Source organism: Paraburkholderia sp., from assembly GCF_036488795.1.
Classification (GTDB): domain Bacteria; phylum Pseudomonadota; class Gammaproteobacteria; order Burkholderiales; family Burkholderiaceae; genus Paraburkholderia.
In genome coordinates this window covers 1-24,463 of record NZ_DASXHA010000059.1, presented here as the reverse complement: position 1 = coordinate 24,463, position 24,463 = coordinate 1, and the positions used below count along the sequence as shown (strand labels likewise).

General features: G+C 63.7%; 19 protein-coding genes. 10 read left to right on the top strand and 9 right to left on the bottom strand.

The genetic code is table 11. The annotated features are described in order from the left end of the window. The first annotated feature begins 118 nt into the window (after positions 1–118). The 4 genes from VGH41_RS07375 to VGH41_RS07360 all read left to right on the top strand — a co-directional run bounded on the left by VGH41_RS07375 (position 119) and on the right by VGH41_RS07360 (position 5,603). Entirely contained in the window at positions 119–1,270 is a 1,152-nt protein-coding gene (locus VGH41_RS07375) for an ATP phosphoribosyltransferase regulatory subunit (RefSeq protein ID WP_331596700.1), read from the top strand. Positions 1,271–1,443: 173 nt separating this feature from the next. Beyond that, positions 1,444–2,790, top strand: a complete 1,347-nt coding sequence (locus VGH41_RS07370) for an adenylosuccinate synthase (protein WP_331596699.1) — start codon at positions 1,444–1,446, stop codon at positions 2,788–2,790. 3 nt (positions 2,791–2,793) lie between these two features. Then, positions 2,794–3,378: a phosphoribosyltransferase gene (locus VGH41_RS07365; RefSeq protein ID WP_331596698.1), complete on the top strand. Its 585-nt coding sequence runs from the start codon at positions 2,794–2,796 to the stop codon at positions 3,376–3,378. 338 nt (positions 3,379–3,716) lie between these two features. Next, positions 3,717–5,603 carry a potassium transporter Kup gene (locus tag VGH41_RS07360; protein WP_331596697.1) on the top strand — a complete coding sequence of 629 codons (1,887 nt, stop codon included), beginning with the start codon at positions 3,717–3,719 and terminating at the stop codon, positions 5,601–5,603. A 180-nt stretch (positions 5,604–5,783) separates the two neighbouring features. On the opposite strand, the gene VGH41_RS07355 is transcribed toward VGH41_RS07360, so the two are convergent. After that, positions 5,784–8,129, bottom strand: coding sequence for a Tex family protein (locus VGH41_RS07355; protein WP_331596696.1), 2,346 nt, complete (start codon positions 8,127–8,129; stop codon positions 5,784–5,786). 146 nt (positions 8,130–8,275) lie between these two features. On the opposite strand from VGH41_RS07355, the gene VGH41_RS07350 reads away from it, so the two are divergent. The 3 genes from VGH41_RS07350 to VGH41_RS07340 all read left to right on the top strand — a co-directional run bounded on the left by VGH41_RS07350 (position 8,276) and on the right by VGH41_RS07340 (position 11,903). Continuing rightward, entirely contained in the window at positions 8,276–9,277 is a 1,002-nt protein-coding gene (locus VGH41_RS07350; protein WP_331596695.1) for a hypothetical protein, read from the top strand. Positions 9,278–9,356: 79 nt separating this feature from the next. Then, the gene (locus VGH41_RS07345; RefSeq protein WP_331596694.1) at positions 9,357–9,575 is read left to right on the top strand and encodes a DUF465 domain-containing protein; all 219 of its coding nucleotides are present in this window, start codon (positions 9,357–9,359) and stop codon (positions 9,573–9,575) included. A 63-nt stretch (positions 9,576–9,638) separates the two neighbouring features. Then, positions 9,639–11,903 (top strand): ATP-dependent DNA helicase, encoded by a 2,265-nt coding sequence (locus tag VGH41_RS07340; protein WP_331596693.1) that lies wholly within the window; start codon positions 9,639–9,641, stop codon positions 11,901–11,903. Between the two features lie 144 nt (positions 11,904–12,047). On the opposite strand, the gene VGH41_RS07335 is transcribed toward VGH41_RS07340, so the two are convergent. Then, positions 12,048–12,317 carry a hypothetical protein gene (locus tag VGH41_RS07335; RefSeq protein WP_074299784.1) on the bottom strand — a complete coding sequence of 90 codons (270 nt, stop codon included), beginning with the start codon at positions 12,315–12,317 and terminating at the stop codon, positions 12,048–12,050. Between the two features lie 232 nt (positions 12,318–12,549). Next, positions 12,550–13,782 (bottom strand): cupin domain-containing protein, encoded by a 1,233-nt coding sequence (locus VGH41_RS07330; protein WP_331596692.1) that lies wholly within the window; start codon positions 13,780–13,782, stop codon positions 12,550–12,552. A 32-nt stretch (positions 13,783–13,814) separates the two neighbouring features. Between VGH41_RS07330 and VGH41_RS07325 the strand changes: the two genes are divergently transcribed. Then, positions 13,815–14,357, top strand: coding sequence for a peptidylprolyl isomerase (locus tag VGH41_RS07325; protein WP_331596691.1), 543 nt, complete (start codon positions 13,815–13,817; stop codon positions 14,355–14,357). Here VGH41_RS07325 and VGH41_RS07320 read toward each other — a convergent pair. The 4 genes from VGH41_RS07320 to VGH41_RS07305 all read right to left on the bottom strand — a co-directional run bounded on the left by VGH41_RS07320 (position 14,337) and on the right by VGH41_RS07305 (position 20,816). After that, positions 14,337–15,644 (bottom strand): hypothetical protein, encoded by a 1,308-nt coding sequence (locus VGH41_RS07320; protein ID WP_331596720.1) that lies wholly within the window; start codon positions 15,642–15,644, stop codon positions 14,337–14,339. The two genes, VGH41_RS07325 and VGH41_RS07320, sit on opposite strands and share 21 nt — an antisense overlap. Beyond that, positions 15,631–18,315, bottom strand: a complete 2,685-nt coding sequence (gene mutS, locus VGH41_RS07315) for a DNA mismatch repair protein MutS (RefSeq protein ID WP_331596690.1) — start codon at positions 18,313–18,315, stop codon at positions 15,631–15,633. Before mutS ends, VGH41_RS07320 begins: the two co-directional genes overlap by 14 nt. 116 nt (positions 18,316–18,431) lie before the next feature. After that, positions 18,432–19,730 carry a lysophospholipid transporter LplT gene (gene lplT / locus VGH41_RS07310; protein WP_331596689.1) on the bottom strand — a complete coding sequence of 433 codons (1,299 nt, stop codon included), beginning with the start codon at positions 19,728–19,730 and terminating at the stop codon, positions 18,432–18,434. Positions 19,731–20,012: 282 nt separating this feature from the next. Next, the gene (locus tag VGH41_RS07305) at positions 20,013–20,816 is read right to left on the bottom strand and encodes an inositol monophosphatase family protein (RefSeq protein WP_331596688.1); all 804 of its coding nucleotides are present in this window, start codon (positions 20,814–20,816) and stop codon (positions 20,013–20,015) included. Between the two features lie 325 nt (positions 20,817–21,141). On the opposite strand from VGH41_RS07305, the gene VGH41_RS07300 reads away from it, so the two are divergent. Together VGH41_RS07300 and cysE are read left to right on the top strand one after the other, a co-directional pair. After that, positions 21,142–21,987 (top strand): RNA methyltransferase, encoded by an 846-nt coding sequence (locus VGH41_RS07300; protein ID WP_414696621.1) that lies wholly within the window; start codon positions 21,142–21,144, stop codon positions 21,985–21,987. Positions 21,988–22,200: 213 nt separating this feature from the next. Further along, positions 22,201–23,031: a serine O-acetyltransferase gene (gene cysE / locus VGH41_RS07295; protein WP_331596687.1), complete on the top strand. Its 831-nt coding sequence runs from the start codon at positions 22,201–22,203 to the stop codon at positions 23,029–23,031. 12 nt (positions 23,032–23,043) lie between these two features. Here the strand turns inward: cysE and VGH41_RS07290 are convergent, their stop codons facing one another. Together VGH41_RS07290 and VGH41_RS07285 are read right to left on the bottom strand one after the other, a co-directional pair. Then, on the bottom strand, positions 23,044–23,841 hold the full coding sequence (locus tag VGH41_RS07290; RefSeq protein WP_331596686.1) for a UDP-2,3-diacylglucosamine diphosphatase: 798 nt from the start codon (positions 23,839–23,841) through the stop codon (positions 23,044–23,046). A gap of 101 nt (positions 23,842–23,942) precedes the next feature. Continuing rightward, positions 23,943–24,437, bottom strand: coding sequence for a peptidylprolyl isomerase (locus tag VGH41_RS07285; protein WP_117336665.1), 495 nt, complete (start codon positions 24,435–24,437; stop codon positions 23,943–23,945). Between the last annotated feature and the right edge of the window lie 26 nt (positions 24,438–24,463).

The following is a 24,463-nucleotide window of genomic DNA, read 5'->3' as shown; positions in this document are numbered from 1 at the left end:
TCGACACAGCGCCGTCCGCGGTACCTGCACCGCCCGCCACAAGCAAGCCGCTTCACGCCATTCACACCCATTCATCGGCGCCTTAAGACGCTGTGTTCAACGCCGTAGGACTGTATCGATGTCGACCTGGTTGCTTCCCGAGAATATTGCCGACGTGCTGCCGTCGGAGGCCCGCAAGATCGAAGAATTGCGGCGTCATTTGCTGGACCGTTTCCGTTCGTACGGCTATGAAATGGTGATGCCGCCGTTGCTCGAATATCTCGAGTCGCTGCTGACGGGCGGGGGTCACGACCTGAATCTGCGCACCTTCAAGCTCGTCGATCAGCTGTCCGGCCGCACGCTCGGGCTGCGCGCCGACATCACGCCGCAGGTCGCGCGCATCGACGCCCATCTGTTGAACCGCCAGGGCGTCACGCGTCTTTGCTATGCGGGCAATGTCGCGCATACGCGGCCGCGCGGCCTGCATGCGACGCGCGAGCAGATCCAGATCGGCGCTGAAATTTATGGGCACGCGGGCCTCGAAGCGGACCTGGAAATCCAGCAATTGATGCTTGACGCGCTGCGTCTGGCGGGTCTCGCGAAGGTACGCCTCGACCTGTGCCACGCGGGCGTGCTCGCGGCGTTGATCGAGGCCGAGCCGGCGGCGCAGGCACTCGGCCAGACGCTCTATGAAGCGCTCGCGGGCAAGGACGTACCGCGCCTGATCGAAATGACCGCACAGCTATCGCCGCCCATTCGCGACGCGCTGCGCACTTTGCCCACGCTCTATGGCGACGCATCGGTGCTCGACGAAGCGCGCGCGCGTTTGCCGAACTCGCCGGCGATCGCCCGCGCGCTCGACGACCTCGCGTTTCTCGCGAGCCATGTCGACGGCGCGGAAGTGATGATCGATCTCGCCGATCTGCGCGGCTATGCGTACCACAGCGGCGTGATGTTCTCCGCCTATGTCGATGGCGTGCCGAACGCGGTCGCGCGCGGCGGCCGTTACGATCACGTCGGCCAGGCATACGGCCGGGCGCGCGCGGCAACCGGCTTTTCGCTGGACCTGCGCGAGGTCGCGCGGATCTCGCCGATCGAAGCACGCAGCAGCGCGATCCTGGCGCCTTGGCGGCATGACGAAGCGCTGCGCGTCGCGGTCGCCGCGCTGCGCGATGCCGGCGAAGTGGTGATTCAGGCGTTGCCTGGCCACCAGCACGATCTCGATGAATTCGCGTTCGACCGCGTGCTCGTCGAACATAACGCCGCCTGGGTGGTCGAGCCGCGCGCTTGAGCGCTCCCGAGCGCGCGTTCCGGCATAACAGTCTGCGCCGGCGAGTCCCGTTGTTCACCGCGGGTCGTTCGCGATACTCAACATAGCGTGCATACCATTGAGCGCAAACGGAAAAATTCGGAAGCTTCCGTGAACCTAGGTAGAATACGTTTTTAACCAGCTTACGAAACAACATGTCTGCCAGCGCAGTGAATCTGAACCCCGGGCGCAACGTCGTCGTCGTGGGTACCCAATGGGGTGATGAGGGCAAGGGCAAGATCGTCGACTGGCTGACGGACCACGCGCAAGGCGTCGTTCGCTTCCAGGGCGGTCACAATGCCGGTCACACGCTTATCATCGGCGGCAAGAAAACCATCTTGCGTCTGATTCCGTCGGGCATCATGCATCCCGGCGTCGCGTGCTATATCGGCAACGGCGTGGTGTTGTCGCCGGAAGCGCTGTTCAAGGAAATTGGCGAGCTCGAAGCCGCCGGGGTCGATGTCCAGAATCGCCTCTTCATTTCCGAAGCCACTACCCTGATTCTGCCGTACCACATTGCCATCGACCAGGGCCGTGAAGCTCGCCGTGGCGCGGGCAAGATCGGCACCACCGGCCGCGGTATCGGCCCGGCATACGAAGACAAGGTGGCACGTCGCGGTCTGCGCGTGCAGGACCTGTTCGAGCCGGCAACGTTCGCCGAACGTCTGCGCGAAAATCTCGACTATCACAACTTCGTGCTCACGCAATACCTGGGCGTCGCCGCGGTGGACTTCCAGCAAACGCTCGACACGATGCTGAGTTATGCCGACCGTCTGAAGCCTATGGTGACCGACGTGTCGCGCCGTCTCTACGACGAAAACGCCGCCGGCAACAATCTGCTGTTCGAAGGCGCGCAAGGCACGCTGCTCGACATCGACCACGGCACCTATCCGTTCGTCACCTCCAGCAACTGCGTCGCCGGTGCGGCGACCGCCGGTGCGGGCGTCGGTCCGCAAAAGCTCAACTACATCCTCGGCATCACCAAGGCGTACTGCACGCGCGTCGGTTCGGGCCCGTTCCCGAGCGAACTGTATGACGCAGACAATGTGGATCGCCAGGAAGCCATCGGTCTGGAACTGGCCACCGTCGGCAAGGAATTCGGTTCGGTCACCGGCCGGCCGCGCCGTACCGGCTGGCTGGACGTGGCTGCGCTGCGGCGCTCGATCCAGATCAACGGCGTGTCGGGTCTGTGCATGACCAAGCTCGACGTGCTCGACGGCCTCGACGAAGTGAAGCTGTGCGTCGGCTACATGGTCGACGGCGAGGCGCTCGACCTGCTGCCGCGTGGCGCATCGGAAGTGGCGCGTTGCGTACCGGTGTACGAAACCTTTGCGGGCTGGAAGGAGAGCACGGTCGGCATCAAGGAATGGGACAAGCTGCCCGCGAACGCGCGCGCTTATCTGACGCGTGTGCAGGAAGTGGCAGGCATTCCGATCGACATGGTTTCGACCGGTCCGGATCGTGACGAGACGATTCTTCTCCGTCACCCGTTCAAGGTTTAATTCATGACGCAGGGTGTACCCATGATTGCGATGAAGGACCCGCGCAACGACGACAAGAACCTGTGGGTAGGGTGGGACGAGTATCACCGGTTGATCGAAGTGCTGGCGCTGGCCGTGCACGAGTCCGGCTGGAAGTTCGACAAGATCCTGTGCCTCGCGCGCGGCGGTCTGCGCGTGGGCGATCAGCTCTCGCGCATTTACGATCTGCCGCTCGCCATTCTCGCTACCAGTTCGTACCGCGAAGCGGCGGGCACGGAGCAGGGCGAGCTGGACATCGCGCAATACATTACGATGACGCGCGGCGAGCTCTCGGGCAACGTGCTGCTGGTCGACGACCTGGTGGATTCGGGCGTGACGCTGGCACGCGTGCAACAGCATCTGAAAGAGCGTTATCCGGCCATCACGGCGGTGCGCTCGGCAGTGCTCTGGTACAAGGGTTGCTCGAAAGTGAAGCCGGACTATCACGTGCAGTTTTTGCCCACCAACCCGTGGATCCATCAACCGTTCGAGGAGTGGGATACGGTGCGCCCGCATAATCTCGGCGCGTGGATCAAGCGCGGAACGGCGCAAGACGGTTCGGACACGTAATGCACAACGGCACCCTCATGACAAGGCGTGCCGCATCGAATCCGCGAAAACGGAGCCCAGCTGGGCTCCGTTTTTTTATGCGCGAAAGCTTTTGCGCAGGCCACTATCCGGTTTGCATGGCGGCTGGCGCGGCGGCCCGTGCGTGGCTCCCAGACGGCTTTCCATCGGTTCCTGCAAGCGGGGTGATAGTCCTCGCCGCCGGCAGACGCGTCACAGGTGCGGTGCTAAACTGCGCGGACTGTCCACGTGGTGTTAGCACAACAAGCCGGGGCGCTTCCTTACGCCCAGTTTAAAATAGCGCTCGCTTTATTCCGCTCAGGAACGGATCCCTCGCGTATATGACAGATACCCATCACGTGCATAAACAGCCTTTGCCTACGCTTGCGCTGGCCGCGATAGGTGTGGTGTTCGGCGACATCGGCACGAGCCCGTTGTATTCGCTGAAGGAGGCGTTCAGCCCGTCCCATGGTATCCCGCTTACCGACCAGTCCATCCTGGGTGTGATCTCGCTGCTGTTCTGGGCCATCGTGATCGTGGTGGGTGTCAAGTATGTGATGTTCGTGATGCGCGCCGACAACAACGGCGAAGGCGGCGTGCTTGCGTTGATGGCGCTGGCGTTGCGCTCGGTGGATCCGAAGAAGCGGCTGGCCGGCTTGCTGGTCATGCTCGGCATCTTCGGCGCCTGCATGTTCTATGGCGACGCGGTGATCACGCCGGCCATTTCGGTGATCTCGGCGGTCGAAGGGCTCGAAATCGCCGCGCCCCATCTGTCGCATCTGGTATTGCCGCTCACCATCTTCATTCTCATCGTCCTGTTCTGGATTCAGCGGCACGGCACGGCCATGGTCGGACGTCTGTTCGGGCCGATCATGGTGGTGTGGTTCGTCGTGATTGGCTTACTGGGGCTCGCGCATATCGTGCAGGCGCCCAACGTGATCCGCGCGCTCAATCCGTACTACGCCTACTCGTTCATGGCCGCGCACGTGTTGCAGGCCTACGTGGTGCTGGGCTCCGTCGTGCTGGTGCTGACCGGCGCGGAAGCGTTATATGCCGACATGGGCCACTTCGGCGCCAGGCCCATCCGGGTGGCCTGGTACGCGCTCGTGATGCCGTCACTGGTGTTGAACTACTTCGGCCAGGGCGCGCTGCTGATGCAGGATGCCAAGGCGATCGAAAATCCGTTCTTCCTGCTCGCGCCTGACTGGGCGTTGTTGCCGCTCGTGGTGCTGTCGACGGTGGCGACCGTGATCGCCTCGCAAGCGGTGATCTCGGGCGCCTATTCGCTGACGAGCCAGGCAATCCAGCTCGGTTATGTGCCGCGCATGAAGATCCTGCATACGTCGGATCTGGCAATCGGGCAGATCTACGTGCCCGTCGTCAACTGGATGCTGCTTTTCATCATCCTTTGCATCGTGATCGCGTTCAAAAGCTCGGACAACCTCGCTGCGGCGTACGGCATCGCCGTCACGGCAACCATGGTGATCACCACGATCCTGGCTTGCGTGGTGATGCTCAACGTGTGGAAGTGGAACAAGTTCGTGGTGGCGATGATCATCGGCGCCTTGCTGGTGGTCGATCTGGGCTTCTTCGGCGCGAACCTGCTGAAGGTCGAAGAGGGCGGCTGGCTGCCGCTCGGCATCGGCGCGTTGCTGTTCTTCCTGCTGATGACGTGGTTCAAGGGCAGGATGATCGTCAAGGAGCGTACCGCTGCAGACGGTATTCCGCTCATGCCCTTCCTGCAAGGTTTGCTGGCGCATCCGCCGCATCGCGTCTCCGGTACGGCAATCTATCTGACCGGTAGCGACACGCTCGTGCCCGTGAGCTTGCTGCACAACCTGAAGCACAACAAGGTGCTGCACGAGCGGACCATTTTTCTGACTTTCGTGACGCGGGATATTCCGTACGTAAACGATGCGGAGCGTGTCACCGTACGGGAAATCGGCGGCGGGCTGTTTCTCGCGAAAGCGGCCTACGGTTTCAACGAAACGCCTGACGTGAAAGCAGTCTTGACCGAGGTGGGACGCAAGCACGACATGACCTTCGAGATGATGGACACGTCGTTCTTCCTCGCCCGGGAAACGGTGGTGCCGACCCAGTTGCCGGGCATGTCCGTTTGGCGCGAGCGCGTGTTTGCCTGGATGCACCAGAACGCAGCCAAGCCGACCGACTTCTTTAGCATTCCGGCCAATCGTGTGGTGGAGCTGGGGACGAAGATCGAGATTTGATGCGCACTGACATTGCGTGCTTTACGCAGGCAACGCCGCGCTGAACCAAAAAAATCCCACGTAGATGCGTGGGATTTTTGTTTGGTGCTGAGCTTTGCCCGGCACACTTACACTTGTCCGGCAACGCTCAGCCAAGACAGCCGGCGCGTTTTTTCACGCCAACTGCCTCAGGCGGAAGCTTTAACGCTTCAGCTTGGCGAACGCCGCGGCCATGGCACCTGCCGGTTCCGGCTCACGCGAACGCTGCTGTTGGCCGCGCGCATTCCCGCCCGAGCGCGCTGCGCCACGATCCTGCTGCGCACCACCGCTGCGCGGCGCTGCGGCACCCGCCGCGCCGAACTCATCCGCCAGACGCATGGTCAGCGAAATACGCTGACGCTTGACGTCCACTTCCAGCACCTTGACCTTGACGATCTGGCCGGCCTTCACGACTTCGTGCGGGTCCTTGATGAACTTCGTCGACAGCGCCGACACGTGGACGAGGCCGTCCTGGTGCACGCCGATATCGATGAACGCGCCGAAGGCCGCCACGTTGGTCACGACGCCTTCGAGCACCATGCCGGGCGACAGGTCGGAAATTTTCTCGACGCCGTCGCGGAAGGTGGCCGTCTTGAACTCGGGGCGCGGATCGCGGCCCGGCTTTTCGAGTTCGGAGAGGATGTCGCGGACGGTCGGCAGACCGAAGCGATCATCGACAAACTCAGCGGGCGACAGGCCCGAGAGCGCCTCGCGATTGCCGAGCACTTCGCCGACATGCCTGTTGATCTTCGCCAGCATGCGTTCGACGACCGGATACGCCTCCGGGTGCACCGACGAGCGGTCGAGCGGGTTCTCACCGTTGTTGATGCGCAGAAAGCCTGCCGCCTGTTCGAAGGTCTTGTCGCCCAGACGCGGCACCTTGCGCAGATGCTCACGGGAGGGGAACGGACCGTTGGCATCGCGGAAATCGACGATATTGCGCGCGAGCGTAGCATTCAGCCCGGATACCCGTGCGAGCAGTGCCACCGAAGCCGTATTGGCATCGACACCGACCGCGTTCACGCAGTCTTCGACGACAGCATCCAGCGAACGCGCCAGTTCGCGCTGGTTCACATCGTGCTGATACTGGCCGACGCCAATTGCCTTGGGCTCGATTTTGACGAGTTCGGCGAGCGGATCCTGCAGACGACGCGCAATCGACACTGCGCCGCGCAGCGACACGTCCATGTCCGGAAACTCCTTCGCCGCCAGTTCGGACGCCGAATAAACCGACGCGCCGGCTTCCGATACGACGATCTTCTGCAGCTTGAATTCCGGATGGCGCGCAATCAGCTCGCTCGCGAGCTTGTCGGTTTCCCGCGAAGCCGTGCCGTTGCCGATGCTGATCAGTTCCGCCTGCGTCTGTGCGCAGATGCGGGCAAGCTTGGCGATCGAGCCGTCCCAGTCGCGACGCGGCTCGTGCGGGTAGATCACGTCGGTGGTGAGCACCTTGCCGGTGCGATCGACCACGGCCACCTTCACGCCGGTGCGCATACCCGGATCGAGACCGATCACGGCCTTCGGGCCGGCCGGCGCGGCCAGCAGCAGATCCTTCAGGTTGCGGGCAAACACGCGGATGGCCTCGTGCTCGGCTTCTTCGCGCAGATTGGTCAGCAACTCGTTTTCGATGTGCGGCTGCACCTTCACGCGCCAGCACCAGCGGCACACGTCGGAGAGCCATTTGTCGGCAGGGCGGTTCTGGCTGGCAATGCCGAAGTGGCGCGCGATCAGCGCTTCGCCCGGATGCGGCACCTGCGCATCCAGTTCTTCGCCGAGCCCCAGCTTGACCATCAGCACGCCGGCATTGCGGCCGCGGAAGAGGGCGAGCGCGCGATGCGACGGCACCGTCTTGATGGTTTCCGAATAGTCGTAGTAGTCGCGGAATTTCTCGCCTTCTTCGCCTTCCTTGCCTTCCACCACGGTGGACGACACCACACCCTGGCTGAACAGGTATTCACGCAGTTTGCCTAGCAGTTCCGCGGTTTCGCCAAACTGTTCCGACAGGATGTCACGCGCGCCGTCGAGGGCGGCTTTCACGTCCGCCACACCCTTTTCGGCGTCCACGTATTGCGCGGCCTCGGTCTGCGGGTCGAGCAGCGGGTTGGCGAGCAGCGCCTGTGCCAGCGGCTCGAGACCGGCTTCGCGGGCGATCTGCGCGCGCGTGCGGCGCTTCGGCTTGTACGGCAGGTAAAGGTCTTCGAGAACCTGTTTGCTGTCGGCGCCAAGGATCGCCTCGCGCAACTCGTCGGTCATCTTGCCCTGTTCTTCGATGCTGGAGACGATCGCCGCGCGCCGGTCTTCCAGTTCGCGCAGGTACAGGAGCCGTTCCTCGAGATTACGCAGTTGCGTGTCGTCGAGATTGTCGGTCACTTCCTTACGGTAGCGTGCGATGAACGGAACAGTCGCACCTTCGTCGAGAAGTTGCACCGCCGCCGCGACCTGACGCGGCTGGACGGAGAGTTCGCTGGCAATGCGCTGTACGATCTTGAGTGCTACGGTTTCCGTCATAGGGTCTAGGTGTTCCTGCCGGACTCAATCTAGGGCCGCGCATGGCGGCACGCGTAAAAGCGTGCAAGCCGCGACCGGGTTGCTGAAGCCGGGCATTTTGCCATAAATGCCAAAGGGCTCAACCGCGGGGTGATAGAATTTCGGGCATGTTCCGTTGCCCATCTACGACGTTGCCGATCTCCCGTTTTCCATTCGCTTCGCTCACCGTCGCGCTTGCCGCGCCGCTCGCCAATCGCGTCGCCGCCTGCGTTGCCGCCGCCTCTTTCGCCGTGTGTGCGCCGGCGTTTGCGCAGGACCAGTCCACGCAATCGGGGCAGGCGGCTTTGGCGCCGTCCGGTGCGCCTGGCGTGGCCTCTGGAGTCACGGCGGCCAATCCGGCCAGTGGAACCGATGCAGCGGCCACCGCGGCAGACGGCACAGCGAATTCCGGCAACGATTTCGACGCGCGGCAAGCGGTTCTGAATCACCGCAGCGAAGAAAACAACTACAACTACGCAGTCGCGCAACATGACTGTTATAGCAAGTTTTTTGTGAACTATTGCCTTGGCAAGGCGCGTGACAAAATGCGCACGGTGCAGGCAGGCATTCGCAAGGAACAGCTCGCGCTTGACGACGAAGAGCGGACGGCGCGCGCCCGGCAGCGCGACGAACAGGCCGCCATCAAGCGCGCACAGGACGAGGCGAACGCGCCGCAGCGCGCCGCGGACGACGCCCGCAACGCGCAGGCGTACCAGGACAAGCAGCGTCAGCATCAGCTGGATCAGGCGCAGCGCAACGCCGAGGCGCCGCAGCGCGCAGCGAACGAGCAGGCCTATCAGCAGAAGCAGCAACAGCATGCGCTGGACCAGGCTCAGCGTGGAATCAGCACGCCGCAGGCTGCGGCGAACCAGAAGGCGTACGACCAGAAGCAGGCGGATTTCCAGCGCAAGCTCGACGAAGCGCATCAACAGGCTGCGCAGAAAGCGCAGGAGCGCGTCGAAAAGCAGCAGAGCTATCAGCGCAAGCAGGCCGACGCCGCGCAGCATGCGAAGGACGTCCAGACGCGCCAGCAGCAAGCGGCTGAGAAGGCTCAGCAGAAGCAGCAGGAACAGTTGCAGGAGCAACAGCAACTCGAGCAGCAGCAAAAGCAGCAACAGCAGGGGCAGTAACGCGTTTTTAGCCGGACAGCAACCTCAGGTGTCCGGGCTGCACGAGGCAGCCCGCGCCGTATCGGAAGAGGAGGCGAGCATGCGCGACCATCATCATGTCATCGACGCGAGCGTACTAAAGGACCGTATTCTGCAACTGGAATCGGAGCATAGTGGGCTCGATCGTCTGATCGACAAAATGTCGGATGAGCCCGGCTTCGACGACCTGGAGTTGCAGCGCCTCAAAAAGCGCAAACTCAAGGTCAAGGACACCATCATCTTGCTGCAATTGCAGCTCGAACCGGACGCGCGCGCCTGAGCGTGCGGCCTGGCAAGCGCCGGGTCGCCCCGCGCGCACCGGACTTTGCAGGAAACGCTTGCCTTGAATTCACCGCTTGTTCCTTCCTCACGCACCTCGTCGGACGACGAGGCACCGTCACGCGACGCGCGTGACGCACGCACTCCCGCTGCCGCCGGGACAACGCTCGCGGCTTCGCTCAATCCCCGCCGCCAGCGCGAACTCGACGACATCTTTGCCGCAGACGGTTTGCTGGCTCGCCAGATCGAGGGCTATCGCTCGCGCGCGTCGCAAATCGAGATGTCGCGCGCGGTCGCCGCGGCCATGGAAGCATCCGGTCGTGCCATGCCCGAGCCCGCCATGTTCGAGGCGCAAAAGCGTCCTGCGCGGCGTCTGCCGCCTGCGGGCGACGCTCAGGGCGCGGCGGGTGCCGAAGGGTCGCCGCCCGAAGCCAGCGACGGCCTCGACGGCAGCGAGAACACATTGATCGTCGAAGCGGGTACCGGCACCGGCAAGACCTATGCATATCTGGTCCCGGCCATGCTGTGGGGCGGCAAGGTGATCGTGTCGACCGGCACCAAGCACTTGCAGGACCAGCTGTTCCAGCGCGATATCCCGACGGTGCGCGACGCACTCGCCGTGCCCGTCTCGGTCGCCATGCTCAAGGGCCGCGCGAACTACCTGTGTCATTACTATCTGCAGCGCACGGCGGACAACGGACGCCTGCCGTCGCGCCAGGAAACCTCGTATCTGCAGGACATCATCCGCTTCGCAAAGATCACGCGTACCGGCGACAAGGCCGAACTCGCCAGCGTGCCGGAAACGGCTGCGGTGTGGTCCATGGTCACGTCCACTCGTGAAAACTGCCTTGGCCAGGAGTGCCCGCACTACAAGGAGTGCTTCGTGATGCAGGCGCGCCGCGAGGCACAGCAGGCTGACATCGTGGTGGTCAATCACCATCTGTTTTTCGCCGACATCATGTTGCGCGATACGGGGATGGCGGAGTTGCTGCCCACGGCCAATACGATCGTCTTCGACGAGGCGCACCAGTTACCCGAAACCGCGACGCTGTTTTTCGGCGAGACGCTGTCGACTGCGCAGTTCCTCGAACTCGCACGTGATTCGGTGGCAGAAGGTCTGGGCCACGCACGCGAGACGGTGGATTGGGTGAAGCTCGGTGCCGCGCTCGAACGCTCGGCGCGCGATGTGCGTCTTGCGTTCAGGGAAGATTCGGTGCGGCTGTCGCTTGGCCAATTGCCGGACGATCATCCGCTGTTTTCCGCGCTCGAAACCCTCGAGGCGGAACTGATCGCGCTGGCCGACGCCTTGGCGGGCCAGGCGGAGCGCGCCGAATCGATCGGCGCCTGTTTGCGGCGTGCGCGCGAATTGCAGGGCATTCTCGCGGGCTGGACCACGCCGCCGACCGAGGCCGAACGTGACGCTGCCGCGAACGCCGCGGATGGCAAGGCGGCGAGCGATCCAAACGAGAAGGTGCGCTGGATCGAGGTGTTTTCGCACACGGTGCAGTTGCACGAGACGCCATTGTCGGTGGCGCCGATTTTCGCCAAGCAGCGCGCGGGCGTGCCGCGGGCGTGGATCTTCACTTCGGCGACGCTCTCGGTGCGTGGCGACTTCACCCACTATGCGGCGCAGATGGGCCTCAATGCACGCCGCTCGATGACGCTGCCAAGCCCGTTCGACTATCCGACGCAGGGCCTGCTGTATGTGCCGCGCAATCTGCCGCAACCGTCGTCGCCGATGTTCACCGACGCCGTGTTCGAGGCCGCATTGCCGGCCATCGAAGCATCCGGCGGCGGCGTGTTCATGCTGTGCACCACGCTGCGCGCGGTGGATCGCATCGCCAACAAGCTGCGCGAGACGATCGAAGCGCGCGGCTGGCGTTACCCGTTGCTGGTGCAAGGCGACGCGAGCCGCACGGAGTTGCTGGAGCGCTTTCGCACGTACGGCAACGCGATCCTGGTGGGCAGTCAAAGTTTCTGGGAAGGCGTGGATGTGCGGGGCGATGCATTGTCGCTCGTGGTGATCGACAAGCTGCCGTTTGCACCGCCGGACGATCCGGTGTTGTCGGCACGGCTCGAAGCACTGACGAAGAAAGGCTTGAGTCCGTTCGCGGTCCACCAGTTGCCGCAAGCGGTGATTACGCTAAAGCAGGGTGCAGGGCGTCTGATTCGCGCTGAGACGGATCGCGGCGTGCTGATGATCTGCGACACGCGACTTGTCGACAAACCCTATGGGCGCCGTATATGGCAGAGCCTGCCGCCTTTCAAGCGGACCCGGGAGATCGACGTGGTGCGAGAGTTTTTCGAGGAGCGCATCGCGACTTCCTGAATCTGCGAAGCCGGCCCTGAAAAACGGCCGCAGAATGGCAAAACGCCACGGATGTGAATCCGTGGCGTTTTGCTTTACTACACCAGGAGATCAGGGCGATCTTCCGGTGTAGTTTTCGCCCAGAGGCGAACCCTGTACGACAGCTTACTGGCTTGCGCCCGAAGCCGGAGCAGCAGCCGAAGCAGCAGCGTCCGAAGCTGCAGCGCCTGCGTCCGAAGCAGCGGTGGTAGCCGAAGCAGCAGCGTCGCTCGCAGCAGCAGCGCTCGAAGCAGCAGCGCCTGCATCCGAAGCAGCAGCAGGTGCCGAAGCAGCCGATGCATCGCTAGCCGGGGCAGCTGCTTGATCGCTGCTCTTGTTGCATGCAGCCAGTGCCACAGCTGCCAACAGGGATGCTACGAGGAGGGATTTCTTCATGATCACGTCCTTTTATGGTTAAAGGTAAGCAACAGCGCAAAATAATACCGGTAATGTGCTCCAACACCGACCTGGGCCGCTGGTGGAGACGCACTTCTCAAGAGCGTGAATCTTCCCTACGGCTTGGGCGGAAATTATATGCACTTTCGTATCTACCGTCGACAAATCCGGGGTCAATACGTTGTCTTTCTCATACAAAATTTCACATACGGCATGACGAGTGGACAAGGCTTTACGCAGCCTCGCCCACTTGTATCCAGCCCGCACGATACCACTCGTGTAGCAATGCTGTCACCGAGGAATCGCCTGAGAGTGTTACAAAGCGTTTCGCACTCAGACTGCGGCTATCAGCGAATTCAATCAACCACTTTTTGATGCCCGCGAGCGGGTTTTCTTCTCCATTCAGGAAGAAAAAGCGGCGGTTGTACAGCAAAATCGACTTTCGGTCGAGCCGGATGCCGAACTTTGAGGCACGCTGGATAAAACGCGCCTCATTTAGCGGCTGCTCAGGCGGATCGAAGACGACGCTCGGCTTCGGTTCGCTCAGGTAAGCGCCTAGAAACGAGGCAATGTCCTTTTCACTCCACTTCACACCAGCAAGGATCGCGCCTACTCGCGCCACCAGCGCCGCCGGTAACTCGGCGGGGCGCTCGACGGCCGGTTGCTGCGGATCGCGGTAGAGCTGCGACGCGCGGCTGTCGTCGGCCGTGCCGCGTTCGGCGAGATGATACAGAAACTGCGCCGTCAACTCGTTCGCGGAGGGCGCGCGAAAGCCGATCGAGCAGGTCATGCATTCGCCCTCGGCCACGCCGTCGTGGGCGATGTGCGGCGGCAGATACAGCATGTCGCCCGGCTCCAGTACCCATTCCTCTGCCGGTTCGAAATTTTGTAAAACTTTCAACGGCATGTCCGGCTGGAGCGACAGGTCGCGCTGTGCGCTGATGCGCCAGCGGCGCTTGCCATGCACCTGCAGCAGAAACACGTCGTAGGAGTCGAAATGCGGGCCCACACCGCCACCGTCCGTCGCGTACGAAATCATCAGGTCGTCGAGGCGGGCATCCGGCACGAAGCGGAAGCGGTCCAGCAATGCGCGCGCGCGGTCGTCGTGCAGGTCGACCCCCTGGACCAGAAGGGTCCACGCGCGCTGCCTGACTGAAGGCAACTCGTCAGCCGCGAATGGGCCGTGCTCCAGTTGCCATTTGTTTCGAAAATGTGTGATGAGGCGCGCTTCGACTTCGTCCTGATCGGCGAGATCGAACAGTTCGTCGCGCGAGAGCGGCGCGGCGACGTTCGGAATGGCTTGACGGATCAGGAGGGGTTTCTTTTGCCAGTAGCGGCGCATGAATTGCGACGGCGTCAGGTTGCCGAGCAGCGGCGTTGGCGCGTCGGGCGCAGGCGGCAAAACCGGGCTGGAAATCCGGGCCGAACCTGGGTGCGCCGGGTGGTCAAGGGGCCGCTTGGGCATCGTATAATGTGAGTTGTATTCTGGAGAGTCGAATGAAAATCGCAAAGAACACCGTCGTGTCGGTCGCTTATAAGCTGTCGGATGCGCAGGGCAATCTGATTGAAGAAAGCGACGAGCCGATGGTCTATCTGCACGGCGGCTATGATGGCACGTTCCCCAAGATCGAGGAAGAGCTCGACGGCCATGAGACTGGCTTCGAGACGCAGATCCAGCTCGAGCCGCAAGACGCATTCGGCGAGTACGATCCCGACCTCGTGAAGATCGAGCCGCGCAATCGCTTCCCCGAGCCGCTCGAAGTCGGCATGCAATTCGAAGGCACGCCGGAAGAAGGCGACGAGGATATCGATTCGCTGGTCTACATCGTCACCGACGTCGCAGAAGACAAGGTCGTGCTTGACGGCAACCATCCGCTCGCGGGTATGGCGCTGCGTTTCGCACTGACGGTCAAGGACGTGCGTCCCGCTACCGAAGACGAAATCCAGCATGAGCACGCGCATGGCGCAGATGGTCTGGAAGTGCTCGACGAGGATGACGACGAAGGCGACGAAGCGCCGTCAGGGCCCACGCTGCACTGAACTGGCGGGCAGGCCGGTCGAGGCAGGCAGTTCGCCTTCTTCGCCCGGCAGGTTCGAAGGTGGCGTTGGCTGTGGCGTCGTCGGCAGCAGCGGCGGCATGGGTGCGAAGCTCGATGCCGGGTTGGGCGACGGCACAGGTGGGCCTGCTGGCGCACTGAGTGCGGGTGGCAGCGGCAGATCGGGCGCGCCTTCATCGGGCGTCGGCGCCGCCTGTACGGGTTGCGAAGGTTGCACCGGCAGCAGCGGCAGGTTCTTCGGTACTTCACGCACACTCACACGGAACGGCGGTCTGCGCGCCATATCCGCTTCAATCTGAATCCACTGGTTAAGACGGTCACGCGGCTCAAAGGCGACGCGCGTGAGATTCGTCACCACTTCTCCCTTGTCATTACGTAGCGGCTGATCGATAGCAAAGCCACCTGCGGGACGTTCGTCGTCGCAATGAATGACCAGCACCGGCCCGTGGAAAATCTGCGCGAGTTTCACGAGGCTGCGCTTGAGTTCCAGAAAACCGTCACGACGCGAGTTACGCGCGAAACGCAGCCATGCAAAACGGTCGGGCCGCTCATAACGCTCAGCGTCCGGGTCGCCTTGAATAAACACGACGATCGCACGCGCGTCGCGCCGTTTCGCATATTCGCCTGCGTGCTCGAGCCAGAATGCATTGGCGATTACGCGGTCTTCGAATTCGCTATTGCGGCCGCCCGCGGTCAGATAGTGATTGTTCGGGCCAGGCGCGTTCAGTCCGATGAACACCGTGTCGCCAACCTGCCAGCGCACGTTTTCGCGATACGGCCGAAAGCGCGAGACTTCACTTTCGCGCGTAAGCGGGAGCGGGTTCTGTCCCATTGACGACGAGTCGGAGAAGATCGTCTGACGCAGTTGATCGAGCCGCTCGACGGGATCGAATGCGCCTGCTTCGGTAGTGCCGCAATCGGCCCAGTCGTGCTGACCGGGCACGAAAATCAGCGCGGGGCGCGCCGCTTCGAGTAGCGCCTGACGCCGTTCGTAGAGCGAGTCGCGGCACGCTTCCTTCGCGCCTTTCAGGTTGCCGTCATAGACGATGAACGACATATCGCGCTCGCGTCCAATCGCGTCGATCAGCCGCTGGGTCGGCGCTTCGTCGGCCGGGCTTTGCAGCGTGCCGGCGACTACTGCAAAGGTATAGCGCAGCGGCGCGGCGTGCGCGTGCGAGGCCGCGCCTGCTGTCAGGATGAGTGCAATTCCGAGCGCCGCGCAGACGCTGCGCGGCCGCTGCAGATGCCGGTGGTGGTCAATGATCCGCATCCGGCGCAGCGGCCAGGTCATGCAGTTCATAGAGCAGGTCCAAGGCGTCGCGCGGGCGTAACCCGTTCGGGTCGAGCGCACGCAAACGTTCGAGGAGTGCCTGTTCCGCCGCCGTCAGGGTCTGCCCGGGCGGCACGGCCGGTTCGGCGTCTTCCGCGTCTTCGAGCATCAATGGCGCCACGGCGAACAGATCGAGTTGCGGCGTAGGCTGTGCAGCGGATTGCTGTTCGAGGTGGGCCAGGTGTTTGCGCGCGGCGCGGATCACCGCAGCCGGCACGCCGGCGAGCTGCGCGACCTGCAAGCCGTAGCTCTGATTCGCCGGTCCTTCGCTTACCGCGTGCAGGAACACGATGCCGTGGCCATGCTCGACTGCGGACAAGTGAACGTTGGCCGCTTGCGGGAACTCGGCGGGGAGTTGCGTCAGCTCGAAGTAGTGCGTTGCAAACAGCGTGTGACAGCCATTGTGTGCAAGCAGATGCCGGGCGATGGCCCACGCGAGCGCAAGGCCGTCGAATGTCGACGTGCCGCGTCCGATCTCATCCATCAGCACGAGGCTTTGCGGCGTCGCGTCGTTCAGGATCGCGGCGGCCTCCGTCATTTCGACCATAAAGGTCGAACGGCCGCCCGCCAGGTCGTCGGCGGCGCCGATGCGGGTGAAGATGCGATCGATCGGACCAAACGAGGCGCGCCGCGCCGGCACGTAGCTGCCCACGTACGCCATCAGCGCGATCAACGCGGTCTGCCGCATGAAGGTCGATTTACCGCCCATGTTCGGGCCTGTGATCAAGAGCAGCTTGCGCTCGGCGCTCAGTGTGCAGTCGTTGGCGATGAACTGCTCGACCTGTGCCTCGACGACCGGGTGACGTCCCTGTTCGATTTCAATGCCAGCTGTTGCCGAGAACGACGGCGCGACCCAGTCGAGCGCGCGTGCGCGTTCTGCGAAGGCGGCCAGCAGATCCAGTTCCGCGAGCGCGGTGGCGACGCGCTGGCAATCCGCGAGATAGGGTAGCAGCGCTTGCAGCAAGCCGTCGTAGAGCGATTTCTCACGCGCCAGGGCACGCTCCTGAGCGGACAGCGCCTTGTCCTCGAAGGTCTTGAGTTCGGGCGTGATATAGCGCTCGGCGTTTTTCAACGTCTGACGGCGGCGGTAGTCGTCGGGTACCTTGTCGGTCTGGCCGCGCGTGACTTCGATATAGAAGCCGTGCACCTTGTTGTATTCGACGCGCAAATTGCCGATCCCGGTTCGCGCCCGTTCGCGCGTTTCGAGGTCGATCAGGAACTGCCCGCAGTTCTCAGAAATATCGCGCAATTCGTCGAGTTCGGCGTCGTAGCCGCGTGCGATGACGCCGCCGTCGCGAACCATTGCCGCAGGCTCCGGAGCCACGGCGAGCTTCAGCAGGTCGACGCATGCTTGAGGTGGTTCGAGCGCGGCGTCGATGCGCGCGAGCGAGTCGGCCGCGGCCGTCACCGCGGCGAGTTGCGTGCGCAGTTCGGGCAACGCAATGAAGGTGTCGCGCAGACTGGACAGGTCGCGCGGACGCGCCGACAGCAACGCCAGACGGCCGGTGATCCGCTCGATGTCCGAAATCTGCCGCAGCGCGCCGCGCAGCGAATCGACGCCCGTTCGGGCCGGCGCGTCGAGCAATGCGCCGATGGCTTGCTGGCGGCCCTGCGCGATCGCGGCCTCGCGCGGCGGATGGTGCAGCCAGTGACGCAGCAGGCGGCTACCCATGGTCGTGCAACAGGTATCGAGCAGCGAGCACAGCGTCGGACTTTCGGTTCCGCGCAATGTTTCGGTGAGTTCGAGATTGCGGCGCGTGGCAGGGTCGAGCCCAATATATTCCGACTCGTATTCGACCTTCAGGCTACGGACGTGACGCAACTGTTGCCCTTGCGTTGCCGCCGCGTAGAGCAGCAGCGCACCGGCCGCACCGCACGCGCTGGAGAGTGAATGCGCGCCGAAGCCGTCGAGGCTTGCCACGTCCATCTGGTCGCACAGGCGTTGCGTTCCGGAGGCGACGTCGAAGTGCCACACCGGCACGCGCGTCAGTGCGCCTGAGGCCGCCTTCGGCGACCATGTGCTGGCGTCGGACGCGACGTCGGCGACGAGAATCTCCGCGGGGCGGATCCGCTCGAGCGCGGCGGCCGCCTCACCCGGCGCAACTTCCGCGAGGCGCAGTGCGCCGCTTGCAAGGTTGAGCCATGCGAGCCCCACGTTGATTGCGACACCGCGCCGGTTATGACCGACGCACACCGCGAGCAGATACACGTCGCTCTTGTCCGACAGCAGCGCGGCGTCGGTGAGCGTGCCCGGCGTCACGACGCGCACCACCTTGCGTTCGACCGGTCCCTTCGAGGTAGCCGGATCGCCGATCTGTTCGCAGATTGCGACCGATTCGCCCAGCTTCACGAGCTTGGCCAGGTACTGTTCGACCGCGTGATGCGGCACGCCCGCCATCTTGATCGGATTGCCCGCTGACGCGCCACGCTGCGTCAGCGTGAGGTCGAGCAGGCGCGCGGCTTTCTCCGCGTCCTCGAAGAACAGCTCGTAGAAATCGCCCATCCGGTAGAACACCAGCGTGCCCGGATGCTCCGCCTTGATGCGCAGGTACTGCTGCATCATTGGGGTGTGTTGTGCGACGTCGTTGGCCGCTGCGGTTTGCATGCCCATCCTGTGTGTCTTCTTGCGTTAGCTGTTCAGGGCGTGAGTTTAACTCGCCGCCGCGTGCTGTGAAGCTGGCCGGATGGCCAAACCTTGCATGCGCGTGGCGAGCCGGCCGGAAACACTCATTCTTCGACGAGCACCCGCATGTCGACGGTACGCGCGTTCGCCATGCTGCGGCGTTTCGCGAGCCACATCATGAAGGTGATGAAGGTGCCGAACACGACGATGATCCACGGCACCGGCAGTTTTGCCGTGAGCATCAGCGCGTACGCTCCGAGCATCAGCAATACGGCCAGATTCTGGTTGAAGTTTTGCACCGCAATGGAGTGCCCCGCGGACAGCAGCGTCGCGCCGCGGTGCTGCAGCAGCGCGTTCATGGGCACGATGAAGAAGCCCGACAGCGCGCCGAGCAAAATCATCAGCGGGTACGCGAGCACGATATAGAGCGGCGCGACGTAATGCCCGACCCGGATGCCAGAGCCCGCCGGAAACAGCCCCTTGCTGTAGAACGCCATTGCCACTGCGACCGCGCCTGTAATGATGCCGATGGGCAGCACCTTCAACGAACTGCGCAGCGGCACGAGCGTCGCCGCGGCGGCTGCGCCGACCGCAATGCCGAGCCCGGTGATGCCTTGCATGACGGCCGCTTTGGAGAGCGACAGGCCAAGGTTCACGTCGGCCCATTTCAGCACCAGCAACTGCAGCGTGACCGCGCCGCCCCACATCAGCGTGGTCACCCATAGCGCGATCTGCGCGAGTTTGTCGGCCCACAGCACGTTGAAGCACTGCGCGAAATCGCCGACCAGTTTCTTCGGCTCCTTGAGGCGGTTCGGGTAGCGCGCGCCGGTATCGGGAATGCCGATGTTGATGGCCGCCGCGATCGCATACGTCAGCATCACCGCCAGCATCGCAAGGTCGGCCGCCGAGCGGATCAGCGGCAGGTGAGCGTGCGCGACAAAGTTGGATGCGTAGGTGCTGATCAGCGCGCCGCCCAGCATGGTGCCCACGATCGTCGAGAGCACCGTGGCCGATTCGAGCCACGCGTTCGCAGCCACCAGCCGGTCGGCGGGCAACAGTTCGGTCAGGATGCCGTACTTGGCGGGAGAGTAGGCAGCGGCGCCGAAACCGACCACGCCGTAGGCAATCATCGGATGCACGCCGGCGATCATCATCAGGCAGCCGGACGCCTTGAGCGCGTTCGAGACGAACATTACGTGGCGCTTTTGCAGCGCGTCCGCGAACGCGCCGACGAAGGGCGCGAGCAGCACGTACGAGACCGTGAAAAAGATCTGCAGCAGCGGTGTGACCCACGCGGCGGAGCGGATGACCGACAGCAGCGCGATCGCGGCGATCAGGAGCGCATTGTCGGCGAGCGAGGACACGAACTGCGCCGCGATGATCGTATAGAAGCCTTTTTTCATGAAGCCGTTTGGAATGCTGCGCGGGCTGTCGCGCGGAACGCTCGACAGCGTGCACCGGAAAATGCACGCCAACTCGAATGCCGGCGCGGCCTGTCGCTTTGTAGCACGAAGCCGCGCCGCATGCTGGTGCGCTTGCCAGACGGCGCTGGTTGTTCAATTGTCTTGCCGCGCGTGACGCCAGCCGGGCGTCTCGGCAATGCCGGTTCGATGCCCGTGATCAGTTCAAGGCGGGTTCCACGCCAGCAAAAAAGCGGCCGAAGCCGCTTCGAGAAACTCACCGCATTACGCCGCTTGCTGTCTGGTGCGGCTGTAGCGCGACAGGATGGGCACCATTTGCGCATACAGCTTCGGGTTGCCCGCAACGATTTCGTTGAGGTGCAGGAAGTCCGAGTCGCCCGTGTAGTTGCCCACCAGACCACCCGCTTCGGTGATCAGCAGGCTGCCCGCAGCCATGTCCCACGGCTGCAGGCCTTGCTCGAAGAAACCGTCGAGGCGGCCGGCGGCCACGTTCGCCAGATCCAGCGCGGCGGCGCCCGGACGGCGCAGGCCGGCACAGGCTTCGGTCATGTCGGAGAAGAGCCGCCCGTAAGCGTCGAGGCCGTCCGTCGAGCGGAACGGGAAGCCCGTGCCGATCAGGCCGTCGGCGAGGCGGTCACGGCGGCTCACGCGGATGCGGCGGTCGTTCAGGAACGCGCCGCGGCCACGCGAGGCGGTGAACAGGTCATTGCGGTTCGGATCGTAGACCACGGCCTGGGTGATGATGCCCTTGTGCGCGAGCGCGATGGACACGCAGTAGTACTGGAAGCCGTGGATGAAGTTCGTGGTGCCGTCGAGCGGGTCGATGATCCACTGGTATTCAGACTCGTTGTCCGACTGGCCGGACTCTTCGGCGAGGATGGCGTGATCAGGGTAGGCGGTCTTCAGCGTGTCGATAATCGCGGCTTCAGATGCCTTGTCGACCTCCGTGACGAAATCGTTGTGCTGTTTCTTGCTGACCTGAACCAGATCGAGATCGAGCGACGCCCGGTTGATGATCTGCGCGGCGCGGCGGGCGGCCTTGACGGCGATGTTGAGCATGGGATGCATGAGCCTGGATCCTTGTGCCGGGGCAGCGCGGCTGCTTACCGGAAATGAGCTGGGTGAGAGCTGAGTGAAGGCTGAATGAGCTGGAACTCAGCCGAAACAACCGGGAACGGGCGTTTCGGCGCGCGTTCCGTCGACGGAGACGAATTGGATAAGAACGAGGCGCTCGTACGAAGACGGCGCGAATTGCGTGATTTTACCCGAGTCCGGGCCGCTGCGGCGGCGCGGCGCGCCGGTACGGCGCCCGGCTTACGGAATGTCTGGCGGGTTGGCCCGCTCGGGGACGCGTTGGCGTTACCATAGAGGTCTTTAGCTCCCCATTTTTATCGTGGCCCAAACCCACAATCCGCCTTCCTCCTCCGACGTCTGCGCGCCCGATAGCGCCGCCCCCGTGCGCGGCGGTTTTACTTCGACGCGCTTCGTGCTGGTCGAGCCGAGTCATCCCGGCAACGTCGGTGCGGCGGCACGCGCGCTGAAAACCATGGGTTTTTCCCGGCTCGTGCTGGTGGCGCCGCGCGTGCCGCACGTGCAATCGGACCCGGAAGCCGTGGCCATGGCAAGCGGCGCGGACGACGTGCTGGCGGGTGCCCATGTCGTGCCGACGCTCGCGGATGCGCTCAACGGCGTGCAATGGTCGGTCGCGCTAACCGCGCGCCTGCGTGAATACGGGCCGCCGCAACTGGTGCCGCGCGCGGCTGCCGGCCAGGCGCGCGAGCATGCTGTCCACGGCGACATTGCGCTGGTATTCGGCAACGAGCGCACGGGCTTGTCGAACGAAGACGTTGAACGTTGCAGCGCGCTCGCGCATATTCCGGCCAATCCGGCGTATAGCTCGCTCAATCTGGCGCAGGCCGTGCAGGTGCTGGCGTATGAACTGCGCACCGCGTATCTCGGTGCAGCGGGTAGCGGCACCGGTGGCGCCGGTGCTGGAGGGCCGGGCGCGTCGCTAGACTCGCTGGCTTCCAGCGACGATATCGAAGGCATGTATGCGCATCTCGAAAACGCGCTCATCGCCCTGGAATTTCTCGACCCGGAGAATCCGAAGAAACTGATGTCGCGGCTGCGGCGTCTGTTTGCCCGCTCGGGACTCGAGCGCGAAGAGGTCAATATCGTGCGCGGCATCGCCAAGCACATTCTGTTGAAAACCGGGCCGCAGGGCGACGACACGCGCTGAGGCTGGCGCCGGCTGTCCGCCGCGCCTGCCGGAACCCACAATCTGCGACGACCTTGTCGCGAACGCGGGCTTCCGGCAAGTTTCGCGCAATCGCCCTACAATTCCTCGCAACGTTCTAAGCAAAGCTGCCGATCTGCTATCAGGTAGCGGTGCGTCGCGCGCCTTCAATCTCGAGGCCGCGGCGGTTTTCCTCCCCATGTCGGCGTCACTACCATGTTCACGAGACTTCGCGAAGACATCGCCACGATCCGCGAGCGCGATCCCGCCGCCCGCAGCGCCTGGGAAGTCCTTACGTGCTACCCGGGGCTGCACGCGCTCGTGCTGCATCGGTTCGCGCATGCCTGCTGGCGCGCGAGGCGTCGCTGGCTGGCGCGTTTCGTGTCGCAGATGGCGCGCTTTCTGACCGGCATCGAAATCCATCCGGGGGCGACGGTCGGCCGCCGCGTGTTCATCGACCACGGCATGGGCGTCGTCGTCGGCGAAACGGCTGAAATCGGCGACGACTGCACCATCTATCAGGGCGTGACGCTCGGCGGCACGTCGCTCACGCGCGGCGCGAAGCGGCATCCGACGCTGGAGCGCGGCGTGATCGTCGGGGCGGGCGCTAAGGTGCTCGGCGGTTTCACGGTGGGCGCGGAAGCGAAGATCGGCTCGAATGCGGTGGTGGTGAAGCCGGTGCCGGCGGGCGGCACGGCAGTCGGCAACCCGGCGCGTGTGATCGTGCCGGCCAGGCCTGCGACAACTGCGTGCGCGTCCGAGGCCGGTGCAGGCGCTGGTCTGAAGACGGCAGCGCCTCAGCGCGCCGCGTTCTGCGCTTACGGCATTACGCCGAACGCAGACGATCCCGTGTCACTCGCAATTCACGGCCTGATCGATCACGCGGCCACGCAGTCACAACGCATCGACGAGATCGTCGCGGCACTCGAGCGGCTCGGCACGAGTCTGGAGGCGCTGCAAGGCGCGGACGCGGCGCTGCTCGATTTGCGCCGCCTGTCGGCGGCGATCGCAGGCAAGGTGGATGGCGTGGTGGCCGAAGAGCGTTGAGCCTGAGCCGCGTCAATCGAGCGGAAACGCTCTCAACCCGTCGGCGTCGATGCGCAGATATCCGCCGCGCGGCTCGCCATGGTCGAGATCCCAGTCCGGCAGCACCCAGCGCATGCCGCCAGGTTCCCGGTGGCGCGCCGGCCGGTGCGTGTGCCCGTGCACGATGGTCGTCGTGCCGGTTTGCCTGAACAATGCTGCGACGCCATCGCTTGTGACGTCGTACTTCGGCGAGACCGGTCTTGCGCGGTTTCCCTGACTCGCCGAGCGCATCCGTTTGGCAAGCGCCTGCCGCCATCTGAATGGCGAGGCGAGAAACAGCATCTGCGCCGCGCGGCAGCGCGCGAAGCGGCGAAAGCGCAGATACGCGTGATCCGCCGTGCAAAGCGAGTCGCCATGCGCGAGCGTGATGCGCGCGCCAAACGCGGTGATCACGAACGGGTCCGGCAGCCAGATGGCTCCGGCCGCCTTCATGAAGCGCTTGCCCAGCAGAAAATCACGGTTGCCATGCATCAGGTAGAGCGCGATGCCGCGCTCGGCGAGCGTGTGCATCAGCGCGGCCATGCGGGCGACGAACGGCTCGCTGAGCATGTCGTCGCCAATCCAGTATTCGAACAGGTCGCCGAGAATGAACACCGAGTCGGCCTGTTCGGCGGTGACGCGGATGAAGTGTTCGAACGCGGCGACCGTGCGCGGAATGTCCTCACTCAGATGCAGATCCGAGATGAAAAAAAACGGGCGCGCGGCGTGCGGGCGTTTGCCCTCGCCAGGCACGCCCGCGGCGACGCTTCGCAGCGGCGTTTCGTGCAGCATTGAAGAGTGCCTGATTCCGGTTGCAATAAGGGCTTCGCGTGGTGCTGGTTGCGTGCCCGCTTCGTGCAGCGTGAAGCCGGGCGCGCCGCCTGATTGACGGGTTAGTCGACGATGACCGCTTTTTCGATGATCACGTCGTCGGCCGGCACGTCCTGGTGGAAGCCCTTCGAGCCCGTCTTGACCTTCTTGATCTTCTCGACGATATCCATGCCGTCCACAACCTTGCCGAACACGGCGTAACCCCAGCCTTGCGGCGTAGGCGACGAGTGGTTCAGGAAGTCGTTGTCGTTGACGTTGATGAAGAACTGCGCGGTCGCCGAATGCGGGTCGTTCGTGCGGGCCATTGCGATCGAGCCGTTGACGTTCTTCAGGCCGTTGTTCGCTTCATTGGTGATGGGCGCTTCGGTGGGCTTTTGCTTCATGCCGGGTTCGAAGCCGCCGCCCTGAATCATGAAGCCGTCGATCACGCGGTGGAACACCGTGTTGTCGTAGTGACCGGCCTTCACGTAGTTGAGGAAGTTCTCAACCGACTTCGGTGCCTTTTCAGCGTCCAGCTCGAGCTTGATGACGCCGTGATTCGTGTGCAGTTCGACCATGATGGAATCCTTTGATGAACAGGTGG